The sequence below is a fragment of the Sphingomonas sp. QA11 genome, from assembly GCF_028473665.1.
Classification (GTDB): Bacteria; Pseudomonadota; Alphaproteobacteria; order Sphingomonadales; family Sphingomonadaceae; genus Sphingomonas; species Sphingomonas phytovorans.
In genome coordinates, this window is the sequence record NZ_CP098774.1 from 2362960 (window position 1) to 2388469 (window position 25510).

At 64.0% G+C, this 25510-nt stretch carries 30 protein-coding genes and 1 tRNA gene; 17 read left to right on the forward strand and 14 right to left on the reverse strand.

What is annotated here, in order from left to right:
- Window positions 1-10: 10 nt before the first annotated feature.
- Window positions 11-1516, reverse strand: coding sequence for a replicative DNA helicase (locus NDN01_RS10975; RefSeq protein WP_272627414.1), 1506 nt, complete (start codon window positions 1514-1516; stop codon window positions 11-13).
- 127 nt (window positions 1517-1643) lie between these two features.
- Here NDN01_RS10975 and NDN01_RS10980 point away from each other — a divergent pair, with 127 nt between their 5' ends.
- The 3 genes from NDN01_RS10980 to NDN01_RS10990 are packed head-to-tail and all read left to right on the forward strand — an operon-like array spanning window position 1644 to window position 3275.
- A complete protein-coding gene (locus tag NDN01_RS10980) occupies window positions 1644-2126 on the forward strand; it encodes a UPF0262 family protein (RefSeq protein ID WP_272627415.1) in 483 nt (160 codons plus the stop codon).
- Window positions 2127-2130: 4 nt separating this feature from the next.
- Window positions 2131-2820 carry a glycoside hydrolase family 25 protein gene (locus tag NDN01_RS10985; RefSeq protein WP_301087125.1) on the forward strand — a complete coding sequence of 230 codons (690 nt, stop codon included), beginning with the start codon at window positions 2131-2133 and terminating at the stop codon, window positions 2818-2820.
- A complete protein-coding gene (locus NDN01_RS10990; protein WP_272627416.1) occupies window positions 2817-3275 on the forward strand; it encodes a cytidine deaminase in 459 nt (152 codons plus the stop codon). Before NDN01_RS10985 ends, NDN01_RS10990 begins: the two co-directional genes overlap by 4 nt.
- 9 nt (window positions 3276-3284) lie before the next feature.
- On the opposite strand, the gene NDN01_RS10995 is transcribed toward NDN01_RS10990, so the two are convergent.
- Window positions 3285-3440, reverse strand: coding sequence for a hypothetical protein (locus NDN01_RS10995; protein ID WP_272627417.1), 156 nt, complete (start codon window positions 3438-3440; stop codon window positions 3285-3287).
- A gap of 232 nt (window positions 3441-3672) precedes the next feature.
- Here NDN01_RS10995 and dcd point away from each other — a divergent pair, with 232 nt between their 5' ends.
- On the forward strand, window positions 3673-4227 hold the full coding sequence (gene dcd, locus NDN01_RS11000) for a dCTP deaminase (RefSeq protein WP_272627418.1): 555 nt from the start codon (window positions 3673-3675) through the stop codon (window positions 4225-4227).
- Window positions 4228-4543: 316 nt separating this feature from the next.
- On the opposite strand, the gene NDN01_RS11005 is transcribed toward dcd, so the two are convergent.
- From NDN01_RS11005 to NDN01_RS11025, 5 genes are all read right to left on the reverse strand, one after another.
- Window positions 4544-4900 (reverse strand): tetratricopeptide repeat protein, encoded by a 357-nt coding sequence (locus tag NDN01_RS11005; RefSeq protein WP_272627419.1) that lies wholly within the window; start codon window positions 4898-4900, stop codon window positions 4544-4546.
- 172 nt (window positions 4901-5072) lie between these two features.
- Entirely contained in the window at window positions 5073-5501 is a 429-nt protein-coding gene (locus NDN01_RS11010; RefSeq protein WP_272627420.1) for an ExbD/TolR family protein, read from the reverse strand.
- 28 nt (window positions 5502-5529) lie between these two features.
- On the reverse strand, window positions 5530-6015 hold the full coding sequence (locus NDN01_RS11015; protein WP_272627421.1) for an ExbD/TolR family protein: 486 nt from the start codon (window positions 6013-6015) through the stop codon (window positions 5530-5532).
- A 94-nt stretch (window positions 6016-6109) separates the two neighbouring features.
- The gene (locus NDN01_RS11020; RefSeq protein WP_272627422.1) at window positions 6110-6889 is read right to left on the reverse strand and encodes a MotA/TolQ/ExbB proton channel family protein; all 780 of its coding nucleotides are present in this window, start codon (window positions 6887-6889) and stop codon (window positions 6110-6112) included.
- 89 nt (window positions 6890-6978) lie between these two features.
- On the reverse strand, window positions 6979-7638 hold the full coding sequence (locus NDN01_RS11025; protein WP_272627423.1) for an energy transducer TonB: 660 nt from the start codon (window positions 7636-7638) through the stop codon (window positions 6979-6981).
- Window positions 7639-7892: 254 nt separating this feature from the next.
- Between NDN01_RS11025 and NDN01_RS11030 the strand changes: the two genes are divergently transcribed.
- Window positions 7893-8714 (forward strand): hypothetical protein, encoded by an 822-nt coding sequence (locus NDN01_RS11030; protein ID WP_272627424.1) that lies wholly within the window; start codon window positions 7893-7895, stop codon window positions 8712-8714.
- Here NDN01_RS11030 and NDN01_RS11035 read toward each other — a convergent pair.
- The 3 genes from NDN01_RS11035 to NDN01_RS11045 form a co-directional block, all read right to left on the reverse strand.
- On the reverse strand, window positions 8711-9052 hold the full coding sequence (locus tag NDN01_RS11035) for a Rossmann fold domain-containing protein (protein WP_272627425.1): 342 nt from the start codon (window positions 9050-9052) through the stop codon (window positions 8711-8713). The genes NDN01_RS11030 and NDN01_RS11035 overlap by 4 nt on opposite strands.
- Complete coding sequence (locus tag NDN01_RS11040) at window positions 9049-9420, reverse strand: dihydroneopterin aldolase (protein ID WP_272627426.1); 372 nt, start codon at window positions 9418-9420, stop codon at window positions 9049-9051. The genes NDN01_RS11035 and NDN01_RS11040 overlap by 4 nt, the downstream gene beginning before the upstream one ends.
- Before the next feature lie 61 nt (window positions 9421-9481).
- Entirely contained in the window at window positions 9482-10114 is a 633-nt protein-coding gene (locus NDN01_RS11045) for a glutathione S-transferase family protein (RefSeq protein ID WP_272627427.1), read from the reverse strand.
- A 92-nt stretch (window positions 10115-10206) separates the two neighbouring features.
- Here NDN01_RS11045 and NDN01_RS11050 point away from each other — a divergent pair, with 92 nt between their 5' ends.
- Genes NDN01_RS11050 through NDN01_RS11065 form a run of 4 tightly spaced genes read left to right on the forward strand, consistent with a single transcriptional unit; the run spans window position 10207 to window position 13117 of the window.
- Window positions 10207-10719, forward strand: coding sequence for a GNAT family N-acetyltransferase (locus NDN01_RS11050; RefSeq protein ID WP_272627428.1), 513 nt, complete (start codon window positions 10207-10209; stop codon window positions 10717-10719).
- A 38-nt stretch (window positions 10720-10757) separates the two neighbouring features.
- Window positions 10758-11321, forward strand: a complete 564-nt coding sequence (locus tag NDN01_RS11055) for a DUF1285 domain-containing protein (RefSeq protein ID WP_272627429.1) — start codon at window positions 10758-10760, stop codon at window positions 11319-11321.
- Complete coding sequence (locus tag NDN01_RS11060) at window positions 11322-11924, forward strand: CoA pyrophosphatase (protein ID WP_272627430.1); 603 nt, start codon at window positions 11322-11324, stop codon at window positions 11922-11924.
- A complete protein-coding gene (locus NDN01_RS11065) occupies window positions 11912-13117 on the forward strand; it encodes a CCA tRNA nucleotidyltransferase (protein WP_272627431.1) in 1206 nt (401 codons plus the stop codon). Before NDN01_RS11060 ends, NDN01_RS11065 begins: the two co-directional genes overlap by 13 nt.
- Here the strand turns inward: NDN01_RS11065 and NDN01_RS11070 are convergent.
- From NDN01_RS11070 to gcvA, 3 genes are all read right to left on the reverse strand, one after another.
- A complete protein-coding gene (locus tag NDN01_RS11070; RefSeq protein WP_272627432.1) occupies window positions 13087-14730 on the reverse strand; it encodes a putative bifunctional diguanylate cyclase/phosphodiesterase in 1644 nt (547 codons plus the stop codon). The genes NDN01_RS11065 and NDN01_RS11070 overlap by 31 nt on opposite strands.
- A 152-nt stretch (window positions 14731-14882) precedes the next feature.
- Entirely contained in the window at window positions 14883-17135 is a 2253-nt protein-coding gene (parC, locus tag NDN01_RS11075) for a DNA topoisomerase IV subunit A (protein ID WP_272627433.1), read from the reverse strand.
- 52 nt (window positions 17136-17187) lie between these two features.
- Window positions 17188-18087 (reverse strand): transcriptional regulator GcvA, encoded by a 900-nt coding sequence (gene gcvA, locus NDN01_RS11080; protein WP_272627434.1) that lies wholly within the window; start codon window positions 18085-18087, stop codon window positions 17188-17190.
- 112 nt (window positions 18088-18199) lie between these two features.
- Between gcvA and NDN01_RS11085 the strand changes: the two genes are divergently transcribed.
- The 4 genes from NDN01_RS11085 to purC all read left to right on the forward strand — a co-directional run bounded on the left by NDN01_RS11085 (window position 18200) and on the right by purC (window position 21432).
- On the forward strand, window positions 18200-18382 hold the full coding sequence (locus NDN01_RS11085) for a hypothetical protein (RefSeq protein ID WP_272627435.1): 183 nt from the start codon (window positions 18200-18202) through the stop codon (window positions 18380-18382).
- Window positions 18383-18430: 48 nt separating this feature from the next.
- On the forward strand, window positions 18431-19336 hold the full coding sequence (locus NDN01_RS11090; RefSeq protein WP_272627436.1) for an alpha/beta hydrolase family protein: 906 nt from the start codon (window positions 18431-18433) through the stop codon (window positions 19334-19336).
- A gap of 364 nt (window positions 19337-19700) precedes the next feature.
- Window positions 19701-20450, forward strand: coding sequence for a hypothetical protein (locus NDN01_RS11095; RefSeq protein WP_272627437.1), 750 nt, complete (start codon window positions 19701-19703; stop codon window positions 20448-20450).
- 202 nt (window positions 20451-20652) lie between these two features.
- Window positions 20653-21432, forward strand: coding sequence for a phosphoribosylaminoimidazolesuccinocarboxamide synthase (gene purC, locus NDN01_RS11100; protein WP_272627438.1), 780 nt, complete (start codon window positions 20653-20655; stop codon window positions 21430-21432).
- 40 nt (window positions 21433-21472) lie between these two features.
- On the opposite strand, the gene NDN01_RS11105 is transcribed toward purC, so the two are convergent.
- Window positions 21473-21622: a hypothetical protein gene (locus NDN01_RS11105; RefSeq protein ID WP_272627439.1), complete on the reverse strand. Its 150-nt coding sequence runs from the start codon at window positions 21620-21622 to the stop codon at window positions 21473-21475.
- Window positions 21623-21766: 144 nt separating this feature from the next.
- Between NDN01_RS11105 and purS the strand changes: the two genes are divergently transcribed.
- The 4 genes from purS (at window position 21767) to NDN01_RS11125 (ending at window position 25496) form a co-directional block, all read left to right on the forward strand.
- On the forward strand, window positions 21767-21997 hold the full coding sequence (gene purS, locus NDN01_RS11110; RefSeq protein ID WP_272627440.1) for a phosphoribosylformylglycinamidine synthase subunit PurS: 231 nt from the start codon (window positions 21767-21769) through the stop codon (window positions 21995-21997).
- Window positions 21994-22662 carry a phosphoribosylformylglycinamidine synthase subunit PurQ gene (gene purQ, locus NDN01_RS11115; protein WP_272627441.1) on the forward strand — a complete coding sequence of 223 codons (669 nt, stop codon included), beginning with the start codon at window positions 21994-21996 and terminating at the stop codon, window positions 22660-22662. The genes purS and purQ overlap by 4 nt, the downstream gene beginning before the upstream one ends.
- A gap of 330 nt (window positions 22663-22992) precedes the next feature.
- Window positions 22993-23064 (forward strand) — tRNA-Cys (locus NDN01_RS11120).
- 311 nt (window positions 23065-23375) lie between these two features.
- The gene (locus NDN01_RS11125) at window positions 23376-25496 is read left to right on the forward strand and encodes an eCIS core domain-containing protein (protein WP_272627442.1); all 2121 of its coding nucleotides are present in this window, start codon (window positions 23376-23378) and stop codon (window positions 25494-25496) included.
- The last annotated feature ends 14 nt before the right edge of the window (window positions 25497-25510 follow it).

Genomic DNA, 25510 nt, shown 5'->3' on the forward strand with positions numbered 1-25510 from the left:
CGGGTACCGGCTATCCGCCATAGCCTTCGCCCGGCGCCAGATCGCTGAACTTGGTGATGTGCGGCTCGAATTTGAGAGTCACCTTGCCGGTCGAGCCGTGGCGCTGCTTCGCGATGATCAGTTCCGCCTGCCCCTGGACGCGCATGAAATGTTCCGTCCACATCGCATGCTTGTCCCCCACGCCGGGCGGACTGCTCGCCGTCGGAATCTCGGGCTGGGTCATGTTGAGATAATAGTCCTCGCGGTACACGAACATCACCATGTCGGCGTCCTGCTCGATCGAGCCGGATTCGCGCAGGTCCGACAATAGCGGGCGCTTGTCTTCGCGCTGCTCGACCGCGCGGCTTAGCTGGGACAGCGCGATCACGGGAACATTCAGGTCCTTGGCCACATTCTTGAGACCACGGCTGATCTCCGAAATCTCCTGAACACGCCCGTCTCCCGAACTCTTCGCTGAGCCCGTCAGGAGTTGGAGATAATCGACGATGATAAGGCCCAATTGATTATTATGCCGACGCTGAAGCCTACGGGCCCGCGTATGCAACGCACCGATCGTCAGGCCGGCCGTGTCATCAATGAACAGGGGGAGGTTTTCGAGCTCGCCCGCCGTCGTCGCAAGCTGCTTGAATTCCTGATGGCTTATCTTGCCTGATCTCAGCACGTCGGAATTAATCCTGGCCTGCTCCGACAGGATACGACCCGCGAGCTGATCGGCCGACATTTCCAGGCTGAAGAACGCGACCTTCGCGCCTAGCGAACGGTCGGGATCGATGCCGTCCTCCATGTCGCGCATCCACCGCTGGGCCGCGTTGAAGGCGATGTTGGTGGCGAGAGAAGTTTTACCCATGCCCGGTCGCCCGGCCAGGATCATGAGATCGGACCGGTGCATGCCGCCGATCTTGGTATTCAGGCTTTCGATACCCGTGGTGATGCCTGAAATATGGCCGCCCGAATTAAGGGCGACCTCGGCCATTTTCAGGGATATTTTGGCGGCCTGAAGAAAGCTCTTCGTCTGGGATTCGCTCCCGCCATCGAGGGCCACCTTGTAGAGTTCTTCCTCCGCCGCCTCGATCTGCGCCCGCGGATTGACCTCTTCCGAGGTATCCATCGCACCCTCGACCAGCCCACGGCCAACCCTCACCAATGTCCGCAGCATGGCGAGATCGTAGATCTGCTGCGCGAACTGCCGCGCACCGATCAGGCCGGCGCCCGATCCGGTGAGTTCGGCCAGGTAGCTCGGGCCACCCAGTTCCCGCATTCCCTCGTCCTGCTCGAACATCGGACGCAGCGTCACCGGCGTAGCCAGCATGTCGTTGCTCCGCGCCGTCTTGATCGCCGCGAAGATTCGGCCATGGACCGGTTCGAAGAAATGATCGGGTTCGAGCCTGTCGATCAGATCGTCGGCCAGCCGGTTGTCGATCATCATCGCGCCGAGCATCGCTGCCTCGGCCTCGACATTCTGGGGAAGCGTCTGGGCGTTGGGGAGAATCGGTTCTTGAAGGGTCGCGGTGGCCATGCCGTCCTTTCCCAGAGGTCGCACGCCGGCTCAATAGACCGCGACGCACAATAGCGGGGATAAGTCCTCAACACCCGATGAATGCGAGCGTGTTGTTCCCGGACGCCTTCCCCTTTACGGCGACGACATGGCCGACCCGCGCATCATCGCCGTCTCCCTCGACGAGCGCACCATCCTGTGGCGGTCGGCCGACATCGAGCAGGAACGGCGAATCGCGATCTTCGACTTGGTCGAGGGCAATTATTTCTGCCCGCAGCGCGCCTATCCCGACAATTATGGCGGGCCGTTCAGGATCGCGCTGGCGGTAGAGGAAGGCCGGCTCGCCATCGCGATCCATCGCGAGGACGACTCGCACCTTGAGACCTATGTCCTGGCGATGGGCCGCTTCCGCCGGCCCATCAAAGACTATTTCGCGATCTGCGACAGTTATTACGAAGCGATCCGGCACGCGACGCCGGCGCAGATCGAAACGGTCGACATGGCACGCCGCGGTATCCACAACGAGGCGGCCGAGTTGCTGAAGGAACGCCTGGAGGGCAAGATCGAGATCGATTTCGACACCGCGCGCCGGCTGTTCACGCTGATCTGCGTCCTGCACATCAAGGGCTGACGGGGTGGCATCGCGCCTCTGGGGACGCCGGATCGGTCAGATCGGCGCGCTGGGCATCGTCCTGGCACTGACCGGCGTGGTCGCCTGGACCTTCGCGCTGAGCTGGCGCCCGTCCGACAAATATGATTTCCAGGGCGTCGACGTGTCCGAAGACCAGGGCGCGGTCGAATGGCCGACAGTGAAGGCCGGCGGCGCTGACTTCGCGTATCTCAGGGCGACCTATGGCGCTGACGGGCGGGATGAGCGCTTTGCCGACAACTGGGCGGATGTCTATGCCTCGGGCATGCGCCGCGGTGCGGTCCACGTCTATTCGCTATGTCGCCTCGCCGCGGACCAGGCGAATAATTTCAACACCACGGTACCGCGCACGAGCGACGCCCTGCCGCCGGCGGTGGAGATCGATTTCGATCCGGGATGCGAGTCGCGGCCGGTTCGCGACGTCGTGCTCGGCGAGTTGCGGCGGTTCCTGACGATGGTCGAAGCGCACAGCGGCAAGCCGACACTGATCAAGATCAGCAAGCGTTTCGAGGCGAGCTATCAGGTGACGAGCGCCATTCCGCGAACCATCTGGGCGGTACAGGATTTCTTTCCACCCGATTATACGGCAAGGCCCTGGCGGATGTGGCAGGCGAACGACATGAGACGGATAGATGGAATTGCTGGCCCCGTGCGCTGGAACGTCGTCGCGCCATGACCAGCGATAGCGACGTCCGCGATCGCCTGATCGCCGCCGCCCGCGACGCGGCGCACAACGCCCATGCCCCCTATTCGCGCTTCGGCGTCGGCGCGGCGGTGCTGCTGACTGACGGCAGCGTGGTGACGGGCACGAATTTCGAGAATGCGAGCTACGGCCTGTCGCTGTGCGCCGAGACGGTCGCGCTGGCGACAGTCAATGCACAGGGCCGGCTGCGCGATGTCGTCGCGATCGGCGTGATCGGCGGGATGATGGATGGCGACGGCAAGCCCACCGGCACGAAGCCGGTCGGCCCCTGCGGCCGCTGCCGTCAGGTGATCAACGAGGCAGCGCAGATGGGCAAGCGCGACATCGCGATATGGTGCGCGGGCGCCGAAGGAGACCTGCATGAGCGGCATCTCCTGTCGGAATTGCTGCCGCACGCCTTCGGTCCGGGTGATCTCGGAATCGACTGAACCGGGCGCTCAGCGACCGAGAATGCCGATCAGACCGATCGTCAGCAAGGTAGCGGTATAGGTGAACGCGGCGCGACGGAGTGCCCGCGAGTAACCGCGGCGCAGAAAGAACCAGACGAAGATCACCGGCATTGCGAGCATGCCCAACAGCAATGGCGCGCTCAATCGCCTTGGTTCTTCCGGTCCGTCCGCAATCACCCTGTCGTCCCCCCTTACCATATGCAGATCCATATCCTGACAGCCTGATATCCGTTCATCGACGTCCGGCGCACAGGCCGGACAAGCAGCCGGTACGACTCCATCGACTCGCAATAGCTGACAGTTCCTCATTCAGTGCAATCGGCCTTGCCCCGAAGAGCCATTCCCGCGAAAGCGGTCGCCTCAAGGGAGGCTCTCAATGTCGATCATGTCGGACCGGTGGATTCGCGAGCAGGCACTCGCCAACGGAATGATCGAGCCGTTCGTCGATCGCCAGCAGCGCGACGGATGCATCTCCTACGGCCTGTCATCCTATGGCTATGACGCCCGCGTGTCGGACGAGTTCAAGGTCTTCACCAACATCGACAGCGTGATCGTCGATCCGAAGGATTTCTCGTCGAACAGCTTCGTCGACCGCAAGACCGATGTGTGCATCATTCCGCCCAACAGCTTCGCGCTGGCTCGGACGGTGGAATATTTTCGGGTGCCGCGCGACGTTCTGGTCATCTGCCTCGGCAAATCGACCTATGCGCGCTGCGGCATCATCGTGAACGTCACACCGCTCGAGCCCGGCTGGGAAGGGCATGTTACGCTGGAATTCTCGAACACCACTCCCCTGCCCGCCAAGATCTATGCGAACGAAGGCGCGTGCCAGTTCCTGTTCCTGGAGGGCAACGAGCCCTGCGAGACAAGCTACGCCGACCGCTCCGGCAAATATATGGGCCAGCGTGGCGTCACGCTGCCGAGACTCTGATCCCGCTGGTTGCAGCCAAAGCGGAGCGACACGGTCAACCTGGTTCGAACGGAATCGAACCTGTTGCGGATTTCCGATTTTCACGCCTTCACGTGGCTGACGGGTTCAGCCCTGCTCGAGAGCGCTCCGGTGCATCGAGCGCTAAATCAGAACCACCTGCCCGTTCGTGCCGAGTACAGATCGAACAGGCGCAGCCGTATCGAGAGCTCGTATCGAGGTACGATTGAAGCGCGAAAGGCTTGTCCCCCCGATACGCCATCTCGACAGGCTCGACGGTTACTCGGGACGAACGGATCGGATTTTACGCACGACGGTTCTAACGTGACGACATTTGCCGTGCATCGAGCCGGGAAAGCCCTGCAGTGGCAAGCGTGTGCGACCATGCAGTCCGATCGGCAGTGACGTCCATCAGCGTATTGGGACGTGCCAGCACAGCCTCGTACAGCACCCGTGCTTCGTCCCGGCGGCCCGTGCCACGATAGACCGCTGCAAGATTCAGCATCAGTTCCGGGCGTGAGGGATAGATTCTGCGCTCCGCGACCAGCGTACGTTCCGCCGTGCTGAAATCACCCTGCTTGATGGCGATGAAACCGGTGCGGTCGCTTGCGGTGGCAGCGGTAGCCGCACCCGCCAGGACAATTCCGGCAATCAATACTCCAGAACCGATGCGCATTGCTCTTCTCCTCGACGACCTTTCCTTGAAAGGTTTCACTTTTGTGACGTTCTTGTGTCACTTTAGTGACTCCGCTGCAATAGAGTTGCAAGCGATACGGGCAACCAACGCCAGACAACAAAAAAGGGCGGCCCCGAAGGACCGCCCCATCATGTCGCGCTGATCGGATCGATCAGAAATCGTTGCGATATTGCTCATTGCCGATGAAGCCGAGCTTGGTCACGCCAGAGCGCTTGATGACCGCGAGCACTTCATCAACCCGCGCATAACGCGCCTGGGGATCCGGCTGGAAATGCAGCTCCGGCTCCGGATTGATGCTCTTCGTCGCTTCCAGATATTGCTGGAGAGTGACCTTGTCGACCGGCGCACCGTTCCACGCAATCGTTCCCGCCGGGTCAATCGTGACCTTGTTCTTCTGCGGATCGACCGGTGGCGGCTTGTTGTTCGGGTCGTTGATCGGAAGATCGACCTTCACTGCGTGCGTCTGGATCGGAATGGTGATGATGAACATGATGAGGAGCACGAGCATGACGTCGATCAACGGCGTCGTGTTCAGATCCATCATCGGCTGGCCGTCATCGGAGCCGCCGCTCATTGCCATATCATATTACTCCTGAAGCTCTGACCGGTCACATGCGCTCGGCGTTGCCGCCGGGCGGAGGCTCGGAAATGAAGCCGACCTTGGCAAAGCCTGCCATCTGCATCGTGTAGATTGCGCCACCAATGCAGCGATACGGCGTGTTCACGTCACCGCGGATATGAGCCTCGGGAAGCTCCAGATCGGGATTGCCGACACCGCCCTGACGCGCGATCTCGGCCTTCAGCTTCGCGACTGCCCGATCGAGCAGTTCCTGATGCCCCACAGGCGCCGTACCCCAGTAGATACCGCAAGAACCATCGGGCTTCTGCAGGATCGAGAGCGACACGTTCTCGGGCTTCGTGGTCGTGGGATCGTAACGAATGTCGGGAAGCTTCAGCTTCACCGACTGCAGCACGACGGGCACCGCGATCAGGAAGATGATGAGGAGCACCAGCATCACGTCCACCATCGGGGTCGTGTTGATGTCCGACATCGGTTTTTCTTCGGCGCCGTCGCCGCCAACGCTAATTGCCATTGAGGACTATCCTATCCTTGCAACTGGGCCACCGGGGAAACTCCGGGGGCGAGAGGCGGGACGACGCCAACGCGGCGCGCGCCCCGCCCCGTCATCAGCGTGCTGCCGTGGTGGTCGCAGCCGCCGGCTTGGCTGCCGGAGCCGCACCCTTGCGGGCAGCAGCTGCCGGGCGAACCGCGCCGTCCGACGCCAGATAGCCGAGCACGTCGTTCGAGAACGCGTTCAGGTCTTCGGCGATCGACTTGTTGCGACGCTGCAGCCAGTTATAGGCGAGCACCGCCGGAACGGCGACGACGAGACCGAGAGCGGTCATGATCAGCGCCTCACCGACCGGGCCGGCAACGGCGTCGATCGAAGCCTGACCGGCCGCGCCGATCTTGATGAGCGCGCGGTAGATGCCGATAACCGTACCGAACAGACCGATGAACGGTGCGGTCGCGCCGACGGTCGCCAGGAACGCCAGGCCCGAGTTGAGCTGCGAGTTGATCGACGCTTCCGAACGGGCGAGCGAGCCGTGCAGCCAGTCATGAGCCTCGACCGGATCGGTCAGGCGGGTGTGCTGCTCCTGAGCCGACAGGCCGTCGTCGACGATCTGCTTGTAGGCCGAGTTCTTCTCGAGCTTGGCCGACGCTTCACGCAGGCTGTTGTTGTTCCAGAAGCCACCACTCACGCGCTTGTGCTGATTGATCACCTTCTGCTGCTCGAACAGCTTGGTGAACAGGATGTAGAGCGAGACGAAAAGCATCAGCACCAGGATGCCGAACACGGTCTGCGAGATCAGGCCGCCTTCGCGGAGCGCCGGGATCAGGCCGTAAGGATTTTCGCCCTTGGGGGCGGCTGCTGCGGCGCCGGCCGCAAGGATGGTGGTGAGCATTTAGTTGGTTTCCTCTAGGCTGTATTTTTTACTGTCAGGTCTATCCAGAAACGGCCCGGGGCATGGCGCACCGGGCCGAATCCCTATCGTCAATTTTCAGGCAATACCCAACGGACCGGCAGCGTTGCCGTCGACACGGTCGGCTGACCGTTCTCGTCCTTGGCCGGGGTATAGCGCACCCTGCTGCGCGCGATGCGGCACGTCGTGTCGTCGAGCGAGCTGTTACCGCTCGACGTCGTGATGCTGCATGCACTCACGCGGCCATCGGCGCCCACCGTCAGCTTCGCAACGACTCGACCCTGAGCACCGGCGCGAATCGCCTCCGATGGATAGGCATCGTCATTGAAGAACTGGCCGGGGTTACCCTTCAGGCCCGCTGCCTGCGAGATGCGAGGCGGCGCGGGTGGAGGTGGCGGCGGCGCTGCGACCGGCGTCGGGACGAAGACCGGCGGCGGAGCCTGCACTGTCTGGATGACGACTTGCGGCGGCGCCTGAGTCTGCACGATCGGCGGCGGCGAGACGACCGGAGGCGGCTCGAGCGGCTGATCTGGCGGAGGGGGCGGCGGCTCGTCGGGTGGCGGGGGTGGCGGCTCCTCGACGTCGAAGGTCTTCAACTTCTCCGACATCGCTTTCACGTATTTGTACGTGAGTCCGGTGACGAAGGCGTAGCCCATGACGGCGACAATCACCGACACGATCACGATCGCCACCACGCGGTTGCCGCTTACATTACGGTCAGCATAAGCCATTCAGAAACGAAACTCCTCTATCCGTACACGACGCGAACCGCCGATCCGTAACGTCCGTTCGTCCGATCTGCCTGTCGTGGGCTGATGTATCCTTGGACAGGGGCGATCCTATATGACCCCCCAAACCCTGACGCAAACGCTTTGTCTCACGCAACAAACGTACAATCCCGACGTGGCAGAATTATTTCTGTATAATATCGGAACGAACGCGTAACCCATAGCGAATGATTTCAGCTCCGAAACTCGTGCTTGCGATGGCCTTCGCGGCGGCCGCAACTGGTGCCTCAGCCCAGCAAAGACCGCAGATTCCCGCCGATTCGGTGGTAATCGCCCCGCCCTACGCCGACTATGCTGATCTGGTTCTCGCGGCCCCCGCGATCATCGATGCGACCATTCGAAGCTCCACCCGCCTGAAGGGCCCGGATGCCGCCGGCGTAGCCGCCAACATGGCCCGGCTCTATGTCGAAGCAGACGTGCTCGCACTGATTCGCGGCACTGCAGCATTGCCGCCGCGAATCGCTTATGTGCTTGATGTGCCTGTGAATGCGCGCGGGAAACTGCCGAAATTGCGCAAGCTCCGTGTCCTGCTGTTTGCCCGGCCCGTTCCGGGTAACTCAACTCTCGTTCAACTCGTCCGCCCCGATGCCCAGCGCGACTGGACGCCCGGCGCGGATGCGTTGACCCGGCGAATCATCCAGGAAACGCTCAGTCCCGATGCCCCCCCGAAGGTGACCGGGATCGGCAACGCATTCCATGTCACCGGCGATCTGCCCGGATCAGGCGAAACCCAGATATTCCTCACCACCGCAGACAGCCGGCCTGTTTCGATCGGCATCCAGCGGACGCCCGGCGAACAGCCGCGCTGGTCAGTTGCGTTGAGCGAGCTTGTCGGCGAGGGCGCCGTGCCGCCGGCGCGCGATACCTTGTTATGGTATCGCCTCGCCTGCGCCTTGCCGCCGGAGCTCCCCGCGTCGAGCCTGACGTCGCTCAGCGATAGCGACGCGGCCATCGCGCGCGAGGATTACCGCCTGGTGATTCGCTCGCTCGGTCCCTGCAACCGGGGCGGTGGCCGCTAAATTTCGGGTGCGACCCTGAGGATCTGGCCTGTCGTCGACCGCGCGGCGGCTAGGAAGCGCGCAGCGGCGGCGACATCGCCCTCTTCCGCCCCCGCCATTACGTCGATCGCCCCGATTCGAGTATACGATGCAAGTTCGACGGCGAGAGGCCCGATCGCAGCGACCAACATCGCGCGCTCGATCGCGGGCACCGACGAATCGAGCAGGAGAAGGACGATGTCGGCCTTCGCCGCGCGAAGGTGCTGCACGGTCTCCCCTGCCCGTCCCGCTTCGGCCGTGACAAGGATCGCGCCCGTGGCCGTCGCAAGCGATTCGCGAACGGCCGCCTCGATGCTCATTTCCGGTGACGGACGAGCGTGATGCCGATTGATTCGCCAGCTTCGGCAATGGCCAGCTTGACGATCTTGATCTGCACCCGCGCAACACGCTTGTCTTGGAGGAACAGAGTTTCGGCGATATGATCGGCCACACCTTCGACCAAGGTGAAATGCACCCCTTCGGGCAGCGCCGTCGTCGCGGCCCGCTTCAGATCCAGATAATTCTTCGTCGCGCCCAGCGGCGAATCCGGGGCGAAATGCGCCGGACAATCGAGATCGACCGTCAACGAAATCCGCAGCGGCTGCGGCAGATGGGTTTCTTCGGAATAGATGCCGGTGAGAACCGGCACCTCCAGATCATGCACTTCAAGGCTGAGACGATCGTCCAAGCGTGGCCCTTTCATGGTGTGGCGGGCGCCATAGCAGATGAGGAAGCAGTGGAAAGCCGCCTCAGGCCGCGGCACTTGGCCGTGCGCTGGCCGCCGCATGCCAGCGCGCGACCGAACGACAATCCTCGGGTACCTGGAATTTGGCGGCGCGAGCGAAATCGATCGTCACGAGCGCGGAGATATCGGCGAAGCTGAAGGTGTCGGTCGCGATCCAGTCGCGATCCGCCAGCCGGACGTCGAGCGCCTCGACGAAAGCGCCCCACATGATCAGCCCACGCGCACCCAGCTCGGGAATCTGCGGCATCGCCGGCCATTTGCCCGGTGCCGCACGATCCTGGAAGGCGGGATGGACGTTGCGAAAGGCATAGACGGCGGCGGCATATCCGTCCGATTCGATTCGGCGAGTCCAGGATTCGATCCGGCCGATGTCGAGGGCCGTGCTCCCGAACAGTGCGGGTTCCGGGTGCAGCGCCTCGAAATAGCGGCAGATCGCAGCCGATTCGCAGATGACCTCACCATCGTCGAGCTCAAGCGCTGGCACCGCGCCGCGCGGGTTCACGGCGAGATAGGGATCCGAAAGCTGCTCGTTCCGGCGGAGATCCACCATCACGCGTTGGATCTCGATGCCCTTCTCGGCAAGGAAGATGCGCACCCGGCGCGGGCTTGGGGCGAATTCGGCATCATACAGCTTCATCGCGCGCCTCCAATTCGGCTTGCGTTCAGGCGCACCACCGCTAAAGCGCGCGGCCCCGTGCGTCCATGCCGGGACTCGCAGGAGCAACCATATTGATCAGGATCGCGCCGATTTCCGAAGTTGAACCGCAGGCAGTCGAGCATCTGCTCGACCGCGCGTTCGGCACGGACCGGCACGAGCGAACCGCCTACCGGATTCGCCAGGGCATGCCCGCGATTCCCCGGTTGAGCTTCGCTGCCCTGGAAAACGGCGCGCTGGTCGGCACGATCCAGTGCTGGCCGATCCTGTTCGACGGTGACGATGGCCAGGATGTGCCGATGGTGATGCTCGGCCCGGTCGCCGTCGAACCGGCGCGGCAGCGCGACGGGATCGGGCGTGACCTGATGCTCTATGCGCTGAACGCGGCGGTGGCCTCGGGCGAGGCCGGTGCGCTGATGCTGATCGGCGACCCGGAATATTATGGCCGGTTCTTCGGCTTCACCGCTGATCGAACGGCCGGGTGGCGCGCGCCGGGCCCCGTCGAGCAGCGCCGGCTGCTGGCAATGGGCGATTCGGTCCCGGACGGCGCGGGCATGCTCGCCCCTCGAACCGTGGCGCTCGCCTGACGCTTTACGCCCGGGCAGGCCTGTCCTACCGCCTACCGATGCCGATGGACCCGCTTCCCGATCTTGCCGCGCTGTCGCTCGCCGATATCGCGCGCCTCGCCGGGGAACGGAAACTGCCACCGGTCGAACGCTGGAACCCGACTCATTGCGGCGACAGCGAGATGCGCATCGCGCGCGACGGGACCTGGTTCCATCAGGGATCGCCGATCGGGCGTCAGGCGATGGTCCGGCTGTTCTCGACGATCCTGCGTCGTGAGGAGGATGGCGGCTATGTGCTCGTCACGCCGGTCGAGAAGCTCGATATCGCGGTGGAGGACGCCCCTTTCGTCGCGGTAGAGATGAAGGTCGAAGGCGAAGGTCGCGATTCGCGCCTGGCCTTTCGCCTCAACACTGGCGATCTGGTGACGGCCGGCAGCGACCATCCCCTGCGTTTCGAGGAACGCGGGAATGGCCCCCGCCCCTATCTCCATGTCCGGGGCGGGCTGGAGGCGCTGGTCGCCCGGACGGTCTATTACGATCTCGCCGCGATCGCGCTGGCGGGCGACGATGTGGCGCCCGGCGTGTGGAGCAACGGCGCCTTCTTCCCTTTTGGAGCCGACTGAATGACCCTTGCCGATCGTTTGCGCCACGCGCTCGAAACCGGACACGGCATGGAGACCGTGCTGCTGACCGGGGATCATCGCGACCCTGAACTCGACCAGTCGACGCCGCTGATGAACGCCGCCGTGCTCGTCGCCGTCACCGATCGTTCAAGGCCCGGCGTCATCCTGACCCAGCGTACCGACACCTTGTCGCGCCACCCCGGCCAGGTCGCCTTTCCCGGCGGCCGGATCGACCCGGGCGACAGCGGCGCGATCGACGCGGCGCTGCGCGAGGCGGAAGAGGAGATTGCCCTGCCGCGCGACCGCGTGATCGTGATCGGAGAGGCCGACCGCTATCGCACCGTCACCGGATTCGACGTGACCCCGGTTATCGGGATCGTCCCGCCCGACCTGATCCTGGTTCCCAGCGCAGCCGAGGTGGCTCAGGTGTTCGAGGTGCCGCTCGATTTCGTCCTCGACGCCGCGAACCATGTCGAGGCGACCGTCGAATGGCAGGGCCGCAACCGCCATTATTACGAGATCAACTGGGACGGCCACCGCATCTGGGGCGCGACCGCCGCGATGATCGTCAATCTCTCCAGGCGGCTACGATGGAACGGATGATCCTGCCGCAGGCCGCGTGGCGCCGACGCGACGGACTGGTGGAACTCTGCGACGTGCTGGGCGCGGCCGAAGGCAAGGTGCGTTTCGTCGGTGGCGCCGTGCGCGATACGCTGCTCGGCATCGACGTGGCCGATGTCGATCTCGCGACGACTCATTCGCCCGACCGGGTAATCGCCCTGCTCAAGGGCAATGGCATCAAGGCAGTGCCGACCGGCCTCGCGCACGGCACGGTGACGGCGGTGCTGACCGGCGGCCCCGTCGAGGTAACCACCCTCCGTTGCGATATCGCGACTGACGGCCGGCATGCGACCGTCGCCTTCACCGACGACTGGCAGGAGGATGCCGCGCGACGCGATTTCACGATGAACGCGCTCTACGCCGATCCACTGACCGGGAAGATCTTCGATTATTTCGGCGGGATCGACGATCTGGACGCGCGGCGGGTGCGTTTTATCGGCGATCCGCTGAAACGAATCGCCGAGGATCATCTGCGCATCCTGCGCTTCTTCCGCTTCCACGCCCGGTTCGGCGACACACCGGACGAGGCCGGGCTGGATGCCTGCACCGAACGCGCGAACGACCTGATGGCCCTGTCGCGTGAGCGGATCGCGGCCGAACTGCTCCGGCTGCTGGTCGCGGTGCACGCAGTCCGCGTCGTCGACCTGATGATCGACCATGCGATCTTCGTCCCGGTACTTCCGGAGATCGAAAGCACCCGACAACTGGCGCGGCTGGTCTCGCGCGAGGCCGAGGCGGGGATCGATCCGGATCCGATCCGGCGGCTTGCCTCGCTGCTCCCGGCGGACACCCGCGTGGCCGACGATATCGGCGCGCGGCTGAAACTGTCCAAGGTCGAGCGGCGACGACTGGTCAGCGCCGCCGAACCAGTGGGCGACGAGCCGGCGACGGTGATCGACTACCGGCTCGGCAGGGAACTGGCGATCGATCGCCTGCTCCTGTCGGATCGTCCGGAAAAGGACGTGACGTCCCTACTCGCCTGGGAATCCCCTGCCCTGCCGCTCACCGGCGGTGCCCTGGTCGAACGGGGCCTGCGCAAGGGGCCCGAGGTCGCGCGCACGCTGCGCCGGATCGAGGAGCAATGGATCGCCGAGGGCTTTCCTGATCCAGCGCGGGTGAACCAGATCGCCGACGCGGCGACCGCTCAGTTCCTGCGGGCTTCCAGCAGCGAATAGGCAGCGTCCGCCTCAAGCGGCCGCGCATAGACGAAGCCCTGGCCATAAGTGCAGCCAAGCGCGGCGAGCGTCTGGGCAAGTTCGTTGGTCTCGATTCCCTCGGCCGTCGTCTGCATGCCAAGCGCCTGGGCAAGCGACAGGATGGCCCGCACGATCGCGATCTTGTCGCGGTCGGCAAGCATGCCGGTCACGAAGCTGCGGTCGATCTTGAGAATATCGATCGGCAGCTTCTGCAGATAGGCGAGGTTCGAATAGCCGGTGCCGAAATCGTCCATCGCCAGCGTCGTGCCGAGCCCCTTCAGCGCATGCATGATTCCAGCGATTCGGTCGGGATCGGTGACGAGCGCGCTTTCGGTGAGTTCAAGGGTGAGGCGCGAGCCGTCAAGGCCGTTGCCGGTAAGCGCGCGCTCGACCACCGGCGCGATGCTGTCGCGCTGAAGCTGGATCGCCGACAGGTTGACCGCGAGCTTAACGCGGCAATTGCCGCCCGCCCGCGCGTCCCATCCGGCGAGCGTGCGCACCGCTTCCTCGATCGCCCAGCGACCGAGCGGAACGATTAGGCCCGATTCCTCGGCGACCGGAATGAAATCGCAGGGTGAATATTCGGTGCCGTCATCGTCGGCCCATCGCGCCAGCGATTCGAAGCAGACGATCTGCCCGGTCGCAAGATCGCAAATCGGCTGGAAGCTGAGCCGAAGCTGACCCCGGTCGAGCGCGCGGCGCAGCGCGGTCTCCATGCCGAACTGCTCGCGCGCGATGTCGAACGCCTGGGTCTGATAGGCTTCGGCGCGACCGCTGGTCTTGGACCGCCGCACCGCGAATTGAGCGTGGCGGATCAGTTCCTCGGCATCGTCGACCTGGCTCGACCCGAAGGCGATGCCGATCGAGCAAGCCACCCGGATCTCGAAATCGGAAAGCTGGAACGGTGTGCCCAGCGCGCCCTGGATTCGCCTGGCGACATGGTCGGCGTCACCGGGACCATCCTCGAGCGTCAGCAGGATACCGAATTCATCACCACCGGTGCGGGCGAGCACGTCGTGCGCGCGCAGGATGCCCTTGAGACGCCGGGCAACGGTGATGAGCAACTCGTCGCCGGCCATCGACCCGAGGCAGGCGTTCACGCGGCTGAAACGATCGAGATCGACGATGAGCACGGCGTAGCGTGCCTGCTGTGTCGTGTCGTCGATCAGCGCCTCGAGATGATCGCTGAAGCCGGCGCGATTGGCGAGGCCGGTCAGGCTGTCGGTCATCATCTCGCGACGAAGATTATGCTCGGTGCGCAATTCGGACGTCTGGTCGATCAGGGTGACGAGGCAGCGCCCCTCGGCGTTGCGCGTCAGGCGCGCAAGCGTGACTTGATAATAGCGGCAATCGACGGCGTCGCCGAATTGCCAGGGGAAATCCTCGCGCAGCGAATCGCTCTGGACGAACTTGGTGATCCGCGTCGCAATCAGCGAAATCAACGGCGACGCACCGTTCGCGGAACCAAGGCCGGCCTGACGGAACGGCCGATTTGCCATCTGGATGGACACATCGCCGTCGGCCGCGATCACGAGCGCCGCCGGGATGGGAAGAAGATCGAACGTCGCTCCGATCCGGTCCAGATCGTTCATGCGCGCGTCACCGGCCTCCATCGATACGGGAGGCTCTTCCGCTTTCAAGACCCGGGACCTGAACGGCATCATCCAGGGTAGCGTTACCGCGAACAGGTTAAAAGCGGCTGAAGCTTGCACAGTATTTCAGCCACTTGATACCACCAAAATGGCTAGAAACGGTTATCCCTTGGAAAGCCGGTGGGTGGCATTCGTCCGGCCGCGCCGCGCGCCGCGCGCCACGGTGCAAGATCGCTTTCCGTGCGAGTCCGTCCACTCTCGCCGCCCATCGCCCAACTCAGCCCGTCAGCGAAAACGAAAGTGATCGCATCGGACAGGCCACCGTCGCGATACCGTTGCAACTGGACACCCTGGCCGCGCGCCAGCTCAGCCAGTTCGGTCAATGGGAAGACGAGCAGGCGGCGGTTGTCGCCGATCGCCGCGACATAATCGGCCGCCGGATCGACCGGGCGCACGATCTTCAGCTTCGCGCCCAGACGCGGCGTCACCACCGTCTTGCCCTTGCGCGTCTCGGCGATCGTATCCGCCGTCCGCACGATGAAGCCGCGGCCGTCCGTGGCGGCGACCAGCAGCTTCTCCGCGCGGCTCGCCGGCATCAACGCGACGATCCCGACATCGCCGTCGAGATCGATCATCGCCCGCACCGGCTCGCCGAAGCCCCGGCCGCCAGGCAGCTTGTCGGCCGCGAGCGTGTAGAAACGTCCATTCTCCGCCGCGAGCAGGATCTTGTCGGTCGTCTGCGCGGAGAAATGCAGGAAGGCCGCGTCGCCTTCCTTGAACTTCAGGTCGGCCGCGGCGGCGGGCTCGATATGGCCCTTCATCGCCCTGATCCACCCCCGCTGCGACAGGATCACGGTGATCGGCTCCCGCTCGATCATCGCCTCGAGCGGGATTTCGCGGGCGGGGGCAGCTTCCTCGATCGTGGTGCGGCGCTTGCCCAGCTCGGTTTCCAGGCCGTAGCGATCGCGCAGCTTGGCGAAATCCTTCTTCAGCCGGGTCCGCTGGCGCGCGTCGCTGCCGAGCAACGCCTCAAGGCCTGCCTTCTCGGTTTCCAGCCCGTCGCGCTCCTTGCGAAGCTCCATCTCCTCGAGCCGGCGCAGCGAGCGCAGGCGCATGTTCAGGATCGCCTCGGCCTGGCGGTCGGTCAATTCGAACTCGGCGATCATCACCGGCTTGGGCTCGTCCTCGGTGCGGATGATCTCGATCACGCGGTCGAGGTTGAGGAAGGCGATGATGTAGCCGTCCAGCAGTTCCATCCGGTCGGCGATCTTGGCCAGCCGGTGCGCGGTGCGGCGCTGGAGCACGATGAACTGGTGATCGACCCAGCCGAGCAGCGCCTCGCGCAGGGACATCACGCGCGGGGTACGGCGCGCGTCGAGCACGTTGAGGTTAAGGCTGACCCGATTTTCCAGATCGCTCATCCGGAACAGGCTTTCCATCAGCAGGGTCGCATCGACCGTGCGGGCGCGCGGCTCGATCACGATGCGCACCTCCGAATCGGATTCGTCGCGCACATCCGCCAGGATCGGCAGCTTCTTGTCGTTGATGATCGTCGCGATCTGCTCGATCAGCTTGCCCTTCTGGACGCCGTATGGAATCTCGGTGACGATCGCGTTCCAAGTGCCACGCCCCTGATCCTCGACATGCCAGCGTGCTCGGACACGGAAGCCGCCGCGTCCGGTGGCATAGGCTTCGGCGATGGCGGCGGCGCTGTCGACCACTTGCCCGCCGGTCGGGAAATCCGGCCCCTTCACATGCTCCAGCACCTGCGCGTCGCTTGCCTCCGGCTGGTCGATCAGCAGGATCGCGGCGTCGAACAGTTCGGCGGCGTTGTGCGGCGGGATGCTCGTCGCCATGCCGACCGCGATGCCGGCGGCACCATTGGCGAGCAGGTTCGGGAACATGCCCGGGAACAGCTCGGGCTCCTGGTCTTCGCCATTGTAGGTAGGACGGTAGTCGACAGCGTCCTCGTCGAGGCCATCCATCAGGTCGATCGCGACCTGGGTCAGCCGCGCCTCGGTGTAACGATAGGCGGCGGCGTTATCGCCGTCGATATTGCCGAAATTGCCCTGCCCGTCGACGAGCGGATACCGCATGGCAAAGCTCTGCGCGAGGCGAACCATCGCGTCATAGACCGACTGGTCGCCATGCGGATGATATTTACCGATCACGTCGCCGACGACGCGGGCGCATTTCTTGTAGCCCTGCGCCGGATCGAGCCGAAGCAGGCGCATCGCCCAAAGCAGACGCCGGTGAACGGGTTTCAGCCCATCGCGGACATCGGGCAGCGAGCGCGCCGTGATCGTGGAGAGCGCATAGACGAGGTAGCGCTCCGACAGAGCACTGTCGAAGGGCGCGTCGACAATGGCGTTGAAGGGATCGGGCTCTTGGATATCGGTAGGCATTGGGCCCCGGTTAGCAGGCGGAATCGGGCTAGGCTAGGATCCGGCGGTCTGTTCAGACCGGGCTCGGCAGGTCGCGCGCCAGCTCGGCGAACAGCCATTCACGGAATCGCTTGATCTTGGGCACGCCGCGCCGTGCCTCGGGGCAGACCAGCCAATAGGCATAGCCGCGGGTCGATACCTGGTCGAACGGGCGCATCAGCCGGCCCTCGGCCAGATCGTTGCGCCAGAAGAAAGGAGTCAGCATCGCCATGCCCTGCCCGGCCATTGCCGCATGGCCTTCATGCGCTTGGGAATCGAGCCTGACGCCGCGGCGGGGCATCCTGTCCGGCGCGTCGACGCCGGCCTCGCGCAGCCAATGGGACCACCAGCTGTCGTGTGGGCTGATCAACGGCAGGCGGAGCAGGTCGGCCGGCTCGAACAGGGGCCCATGGCGCCGCTGGAAACCCGGGCTGCACATCGGCGTGAAATCGATCGGCAACACCAGGTCCTGCGAGAGATCCGGCCATGATCCGCGGCCGGCGCGGATGGCGATATCGACATCGTCGGTCGTGAAATCGGCCAGCATATCACTGGTCAGCAGGCGCACCGCCATATCCGGATGCGCCATCTGGAAACTGCCGAGACGCCAGGCGAGCCAGGTATTGGCGAATGTGTTGGAGGTGGAGACGGTCAGCAGCCCCTCATCCTCGGCGCGGATCGTGGCGAAGGCCGAATCGAGCGCGTCGAAGGCACGGCCCACTTGCGGCGCGATCCGGCGGGCTGCCTCGGTCAGGAGGACGCGTTTCTTCTCGCGGCGGAACAACGGCACGCCGAGCCGCTCTTCGAGCAGCTTCACCTGATAGCTCACCGCCGCCTGGGTCATGCCGAGCTCGGCCGCCGCGGCAGTGAAATTCTCGTGGCGCGCCGCCGCTTCGAACACCCGGACAGCGGAGAGAGGCGGAATGCGGCGCATATTCGATGGATAAGGCAGGCTTATGGATCGTGTCCAACGATTTGTTGGCGCCCCAATGAGCACAGGCGCATATCCGTTTCGTGATCAACGCCAGCAAAAAAGGAGAATGGCGGTGCGTGACGATTTCTACAGCCAGGCCTGGGCCGGTAATCACCAGCATCTGAGCAAGACGATCCATAAGCTGGTTCGCGCGGCGATGGATGCTTTCGACAAGCTCCAGGCCCATCAGTTCGACGCACCCTGGCGCGCGCGACGGGCCAAGGGCAAGACGCCGGCATTCGAGCCCGCTGCCTGATACTCGGCGGTTTTCGACACTGTCGCGGGGAACGCGTATCGGGGGAGCATGTTCAGGCTTGCTCCGATCGCGCTTCTCGCGTTGATTCCTGCGGTGATGACCGCAACTGCCCCTTCCCTGCTCACCTGGGCCGATCTCACCGCGAGACCGCAGCCGAGACCCGATGCAACGATCGCCTATGGCGACGACGACATGCAGAAGGTCGATGTCTGGCTGCCCGCGGGCAAAGGCCCATTGCCGACCCCCTTGCCGACCGTCCTGATGGTGCATGGCGGCTGCTGGACGACCAGCATCGCCGATCGCAGCCTGATGAACTGGATCGCCGATGATCTCCGCAAGGACGGAATCGCGGTCTGGAACATTGATTATCGGGGCGTCGATCGCCCGGGCGGCGGCTATCCCGGCACCTTCCTCGACACGGCCGCGGCCGCCGATTCGCTGATCGCGCACGCGAAGCGCTTCCATCTCGATACCGGGCACATCGTCGCTGTCGGCCATTCGGCGGGTGGCCATCTCGCCTTGTGGCTGGCCGCGCGGCCGAAACTGCCCAAGGGCAGCCCGCTGCGTACCGCCACACCGCTGCCGATCGCCCATGTGATCAGCCTTGGCGGACTGCCCGACCTCGAAGCGACCGCGGCCAGCCCGGACAATGGATGCGGCACCGATGTCGTCAGGCAACTCGTCGGCCCACCGGACACACGCCCTGACGTCTATGCCGACACCTCGATCCCGCGCCTGTTGCCGATTGGCGTGCCGCAGGATCTGGTCAACGGCCGTGAGGACAGGATCATCCCGATCAGGCTCGGCACCGGCTATGAGGCCAAGGCCAGGCAGGCAGGCGACAACGCCAGGCTTCACCTCGTGCCCGCGACCGGCCACGTTGAACTGGTGACACCCGATACCAGAGCCTGGGCCGAGACCAGGCGGCTGATCCGCGCGGCGCTCCAACGATGACGCTGGACGACGCCCGCGCTCGACGCTGCTGATCGGCGCTGACGAGGACGATGTGCTTCTCGCGGATTCGACGTCGGCCAATCTGTCTAGGGTTATCATAGTCGCGCCTATCTCGATCCGGCGCTCTTGAAACGGCACACGGTCAATTGATCGGCCATTTCCGCGTTAACCATTTCTATACTATAGTTCGTCCCGATCGACGGGGGAATCACCGATGCGAATCGTGGCTGTACTGGCGGCATTTCTTGCGCTCGCCGGATGCGAACAAGCACCCGGCCAAGCGAGCGGCGTGGCGGCTGCGCCATCGGATCCACCGGCAAGCTCCGGATCTTCCAGCGCTTTCGATTATCACTATGCTTTCCGCTTGCCCGGCTCCCGTATCGCAGCGGTGCAGGAAAGCCATGCTCGCGGCTGCGATCAACTCGGCCCCGCGCGCTGCCGGATTTTGGCGATCCGCTACAATGTCGACGATCGGAATCGTGTCGAGGCAACGCTCACGCTGAAACTCGATCCGACCGTGGCCCGCGCCTATGGCAAGGGAGCGACGGATGCCGTGACCCGCGCGGGCGGGTCAATGACCGGGGCCGATATTGCCGGCGCCGATTCAGGCACCGCCGCCGGACGCAGCGACGGGGTCGTCGCCCGGTTGCGCGAGTCGCTTGGCAATGCCGAGGCGCAATTGCGCGGAACCGTCTCGCCCGAGGAGCGGGTACAGCTTTCCGCCAGGATGGATCGGCTTCGCGCCGCGATCGGCACGATCGGCGAGGTGGACCAGGGTGCTGGCACCGGCGTGGCGACGACGCCGGTGCTTCTCACCTATGCCTCCGGCAACGCGGTCAGCGGCCTTGGCGGGTCGGACGCCACTTTCGACACGGCCGGCCAGACGCTGCTGTCGTCGCTCGCCGGGCTGGCCACGATCCTCGCGGGCGCCGGCCCCTGGCTTCTCCTCCTGGTTGGCGGCGCGCTGATCCTGCGCCGGATCGTCCAGGGCCCCGCCGACCGGACGCCGGCCCCCGAACTGCCTGTCGCGCCTGCGGAAATCGGTGACGATCGTACCGTGATCCAGCGATGGTTCGCGCGCGACAATCAGCCGGAGCGCGAGCCCGCCGACTAGCTTCCTGGCGCCGTTAAACGTGGCAATGGCCGCATGCCCCGGCATGCTGGCTCCCCGCGATATACCTGCCGGCCCCGACCGGAAGCGGCCCGGCCAAGCTGATTGCGCCGCCGTCGGCCTTCCGATATAGCGCCGGTCTTCCGGCCCCGGCCCGCGCATCCGCGCCGCCGGGGCTGCTCATTTTCCCAAAGGTAACGCCATCATGGCTCGCCGCCGCCAGATCTACGAAGGCAAAGCCAAGATCCTCTACGAGGGTCCCGAACCCGGCACGCTGATCCAGTATTTCAAGGACGACGCAACTGCGTTCAACGCCCAGAAAAAGGGCACGATCAGCGGCAAGGGCGTGCTCAACAACCGCATCTCCGAGCATATCTTCACCCTGCTCGGCCATATCGGCGTGCCGACTCATTTCATCCGCCGCCTGAACATGCGCGAGCAGCTTATCCGCCAGGTCGAGATCATCCCCGTCGAGGTGGTGATCCGCAACGTGGCGGCCGGGTCGCTGTCGACGCGGCTCGGGATCGAGGAAGGCACGCAACTGCCCCGCACGATCATCGAATATTATTACAAGGACGACGCGCTCGGCGATCCGATGATCACTGACGAGCATATCGCGGCGTTCGGCTGGGCGAGCCAGGAGGAGATGCACGACATCGCCGACCTCGCCATCCGCGTGAACGATTTCCTGTGCGGCCTGTTCGCCGGGATCGGCATCCGTCTGGTCGATTTCAAGCTCGAATTCGGTCGCATCTGGGACAATGACTATGCCCGGGTAATCCTCGCCGACGAGATCAGCCCGGATGGCTGCCGCCTGTGGGACATGGAAACCAACGAGAAGCTCGACAAGGACCGGTTCCGCCGCGATCTCGGCGGCGAGGTCGAGGCCTATCAGGAAGTCGCGCGCCGGCTCGGCCTCTTGCCCGAAGGCGCCGACGGCGCAGTACTCGATCTCGAAAAGCACCGGCTGAGCAAGGGCAAATAAACCCGATCGTGGCGGCCGCGCGATGCGTGGCCGCCATTCCTCAGCCTTTGACTCGGTAACCGCAGATAATGCCGAAGACATAGGCGCTGAACAGGGCGAGCTGGACTCGGCCACCCGCGTCGCTCCAGCCGAAATATTGCCCGCCGAACGCGAACAACGCGATGAACATGATCATTGCCAGCCCGGCCATTGCCCGACCTCCCCATGCCGCCCTGCCCAGCACAAGGCCTTGAGCTGGAGGCTGATACGACCGCGTAAATTTTCCATGAAGCTTGCGGCAGGGCGCTGCGCTCGCCATAGGGGCGCCAACCAATCCCAAGCCCAGGAAACGCCCATGAAGCTTCGCATCTTCGTCACGCTGAAGAACGGCGTGCTCGATCCGCAAGGCAAGGCGATCCACAAGGCGCTCGACGGTCTTGGCTTTGCCGGCATCAACGATGTCCGCGCCGGAAAGCTCATCGAGCTCGACGTCGCTGACGACACCAGCGACGCAAGCATCGACGAGATGTGCCGCAAGCTGCTCGCCAACACCGTGATCGAGAACTATCGGGTTGAACGGGCATGAAGACAGCGGTCATCGTCTTTCCAGGCTCCAATTGCGACCGCGACATCGCCGTCGCGCTTGAAGCCATCACCGGCGTGAAACCGGCCATGGTGTGGCATGGCGAGACCAGCCTGCCCGACGGCGTCGGTCTGGTCGCGCTGCCCGGCGGCTTCTCCTATGGCGACTATCTTCGCTCCGGCGCGGTCGCGGCACGATCGCCGATCATGCGCGCCGTGGTCGAGGCGGCTGACAGCGGCCTCCCGGTGCTCGGCATCTGCAACGGCTTCCAGGTGCTGACCGAGGCAGGGCTGCTGCCGGGCGCGCTGATGCGCAACGAGGGACTCGATTTCGTCTGCCGCGACGTGGAACTGACCGTCGCCAACGCTCAGTCCGCCTTCACCAGCCGCTATGGCCAGGGCGAGACGATCACCGTTCCCGTGGCGCATCATGACGGCAATTATTTCGCCGACGCGGAAACGCTCGACCGCCTCGAAGGCGAAGGCCGAGTCGCCTTCCGCTACGCCGGCCAGGTCAACGGATCGGCGCGCAAGATTGCCGGCGTGCTCAACGCGGCCGGCAACGTGCTTGGCATGATGCCGCATCCCGAGCGCCGCATCGAGGCGGCACATGGCGGCCTTGATGGCCGGCGGCTGTTCGAAGGGTTGCTCGAAACCGTCGGGGGCTGATCCTATTTTAGCCAAATAGGCTATTGCACCGTGAGAGCCATGATGGCATAGTCAACTCATGGCTATGACCATTCCTTTTGTGCAACCGCGCCTCGCCAGCTGTCGACATTGACGCTCGCATAGTCGTGCACCCCGCTCGGGGCGCGACACAATAGTGATATCCGTCTGACTGACGGGAGGTGCCGACACCGCCCTCACCAATCCCTGCCAACGAAATCCCCAGAATTCTGCTGCCTTCAGGTGTGGCCGAACGCAATCCAGTGCGCGGCCGGTTTGTGATTCCGGTGACAGCGGGTGCAAATCCCGCCGGTCACCCCTGAGGGCAGCAGTGTCCGAGTGGCAAAATGGGAACGCGACGGATTGCAAATCCGCGATGAGCCGGTTCGATTCCGGCCTCGGACTCCCTCGTCCATTGAACCCATATGGTTATATTTTCCCCAACGGCGAGGCACGCCTCAACTCTCCGATGGTGATGGACCTCTCTCCCCTTGCGCCCATGCGGGGCCGGTCCGGAAGCTGCCGTATCGAGATGCAACCTAAACGGCTCAATACCGCTCTCTCATCCCGGATTCCAACTTGCCGATTGAATCGGGTGGGATACCCTCCATTCTTCATTTTATCCGCGCGAACCGCCGGAGCCGTAACTTTCGCCCTGGGGGTCCTTCGAGGCCGCCACTGATTGCAAGATTCATTGCGATGGAGGGACAAAAGCGATGCAGGAAAGAGCGCACAAACCCGGCCCGTCATCACTCGTCGCGCAGCGGCAGGACTGCAGCGCCTGCCTCGAAGAAGCGGCGCAACTGTCCGGTGGACAGCAAGGCTATCTGGCGCAGCTCTCGGAACAGATCAACGGCAGTCCGGGCGTACAGGCCGCGGCGCAATTACGAGCCGAGACCAACGCCAGCCCCCGGGTTCAGGCACTCTCCGCCATGATCGGCAGGCCAGTCCAGCGCGCGGAAAAGCCAGCCAATCGCACCGGCCTGCCCGACACTCTCAAGGCAGGTGTCGAGTCTCTCTCCGGGGTTTCGCTGGACAACGTCAACGTCCACTACAATTCCGACAAGCCGGCCCAGCTCAACGCTCATGCCTATGCCCAGGGAACCGATATCCATGTCGCCCCCGGCCAGGAACAGCATTTGCCGCATGAGGCATGGCATGTCGTGCAGCAGGCCCAGGGTCGCGTCCAGCCGACGATGCAGATGAAAGGCGACGTCCCGATCAATGATGACGCGAGCCTCGAGCAAGAGGCCGACACGATGGGAAACAAGGCCGCCAGTATGCCGGACATCCCGAGTGCGGCCGAGGGAATCGAGCCTCCGTCCGCCGGCGCGCAATTGCGGGCAAAGGCTCCCACCGGCACTCCTGCAGTACAACGCAGGATGGGGCTTGAGCTTGAATTTCCCATCCCGGTGGACGGATTGGGCCATCTGAGCGAGGCCCAGCAAGCTGCCCTCAGAAGACCTTTGCCCGACGAGGAACGATCAGCCCTGCAAGAGAGCGCGCTTCTGGACAAGGATCTGACCATGATGGAGGGTGACGGCTACGTCATCCGGCCGGACCATCAGGGAAGCAGGCTTGCCCCCCTGATGGGGGAAACCCCGGCACAAGCACTGTCCACCAATATAACCGAGTTCATCTTCGATCCACCCGTCGAGGAGATGCACGAAGTATCGACCGTTCTGGACAACATCTTCGACATGGTGGACGCGATTGGCGGCATCACCAACGACCTGACCAGCCGTGGCCAGCTCAACGGCGCCTATTATGTCGGACCGATCAATACCGGCGGTATAAAGCCTGACGCCTTGAAGCTGGAAGCCAGCTCGATGCAGATCAATTTCGGTATCGAAACCCAGAAGATACCCGATCTCTTCATGTCTTATGCAAGATCCACCGATCTTTCGGAAGAACATGCGAGGGAAGTCTTCGGCCTCGCGAACGGAGACAAAGCCGCGGAAGTTGCACAGATTTATCGCGAAGCCCTGGTGCGGGCGGCAACCATCTCGGCCGATGTGGAGGAGGTGTTCCGCGAACACGAAAGCGTGCGGGCCGCGACACCATTGCTGGGTATCCGGGGAATATTGGCGGTACAGGCACTTTACCTGATCATGGGCAGCATACCGGAGGAAGACAGGTTTGGCGGCACGGTCAAGAATTTTACCCCGCTCCTGATGAAGAGCTCGCTGAGCTGGATCGCTGACTATTCCCTTACCCCCGAAGAGCAGCAGCTCTATGCGGAGCATAAAAAAATGCTTCTCACATTGTTGATCAGTGCCTGTGGCGGACGCGCGGGAGACGCCACCCCGTCCGATCTGCTGGTCGTCGGCGACAAAGGGGCCAGGACAGGGATCACCATTGAAGACCTGCTCACGCCAAAACTGGACGGACCCTTTGTGGTTCCAGGCGCCGGCATCCTGCCCGATTCAGTCGGCAACCCCCACTCTCGCGACGACCCCAGCTTACGCCCGGAGGATCATGAAGACCGCCTGCCCCTTCCCGAGTATCTGACCGCCCCGCAGCGGGCACCTACCCAGGAAGAAATAGCGCAATACGGCCAGAGGACAGCCGAGTTGCTGGCCCCGCGTACGGTCGAACCCACCGAACAGGCCCAGAGAATCGAAGCCGAGCATAGCCAGCGGCGAAACCGGCGCCGGGGTGGCGTATTTGAAACGCGCATCGCCAGCGGGAATTTCTCCCGCTCGGAGGCCAAGAGCAGAGCCAGGGAAATGTTCCTGCGCGTAGCCATCCTGCACGGACTGGACGACAAGGACATGATGACACCCGAAGGACAGACCGACCGCGCCAAACACGAACTCGGACAGGAAGGACTCTAAACCCGAAGGCGACC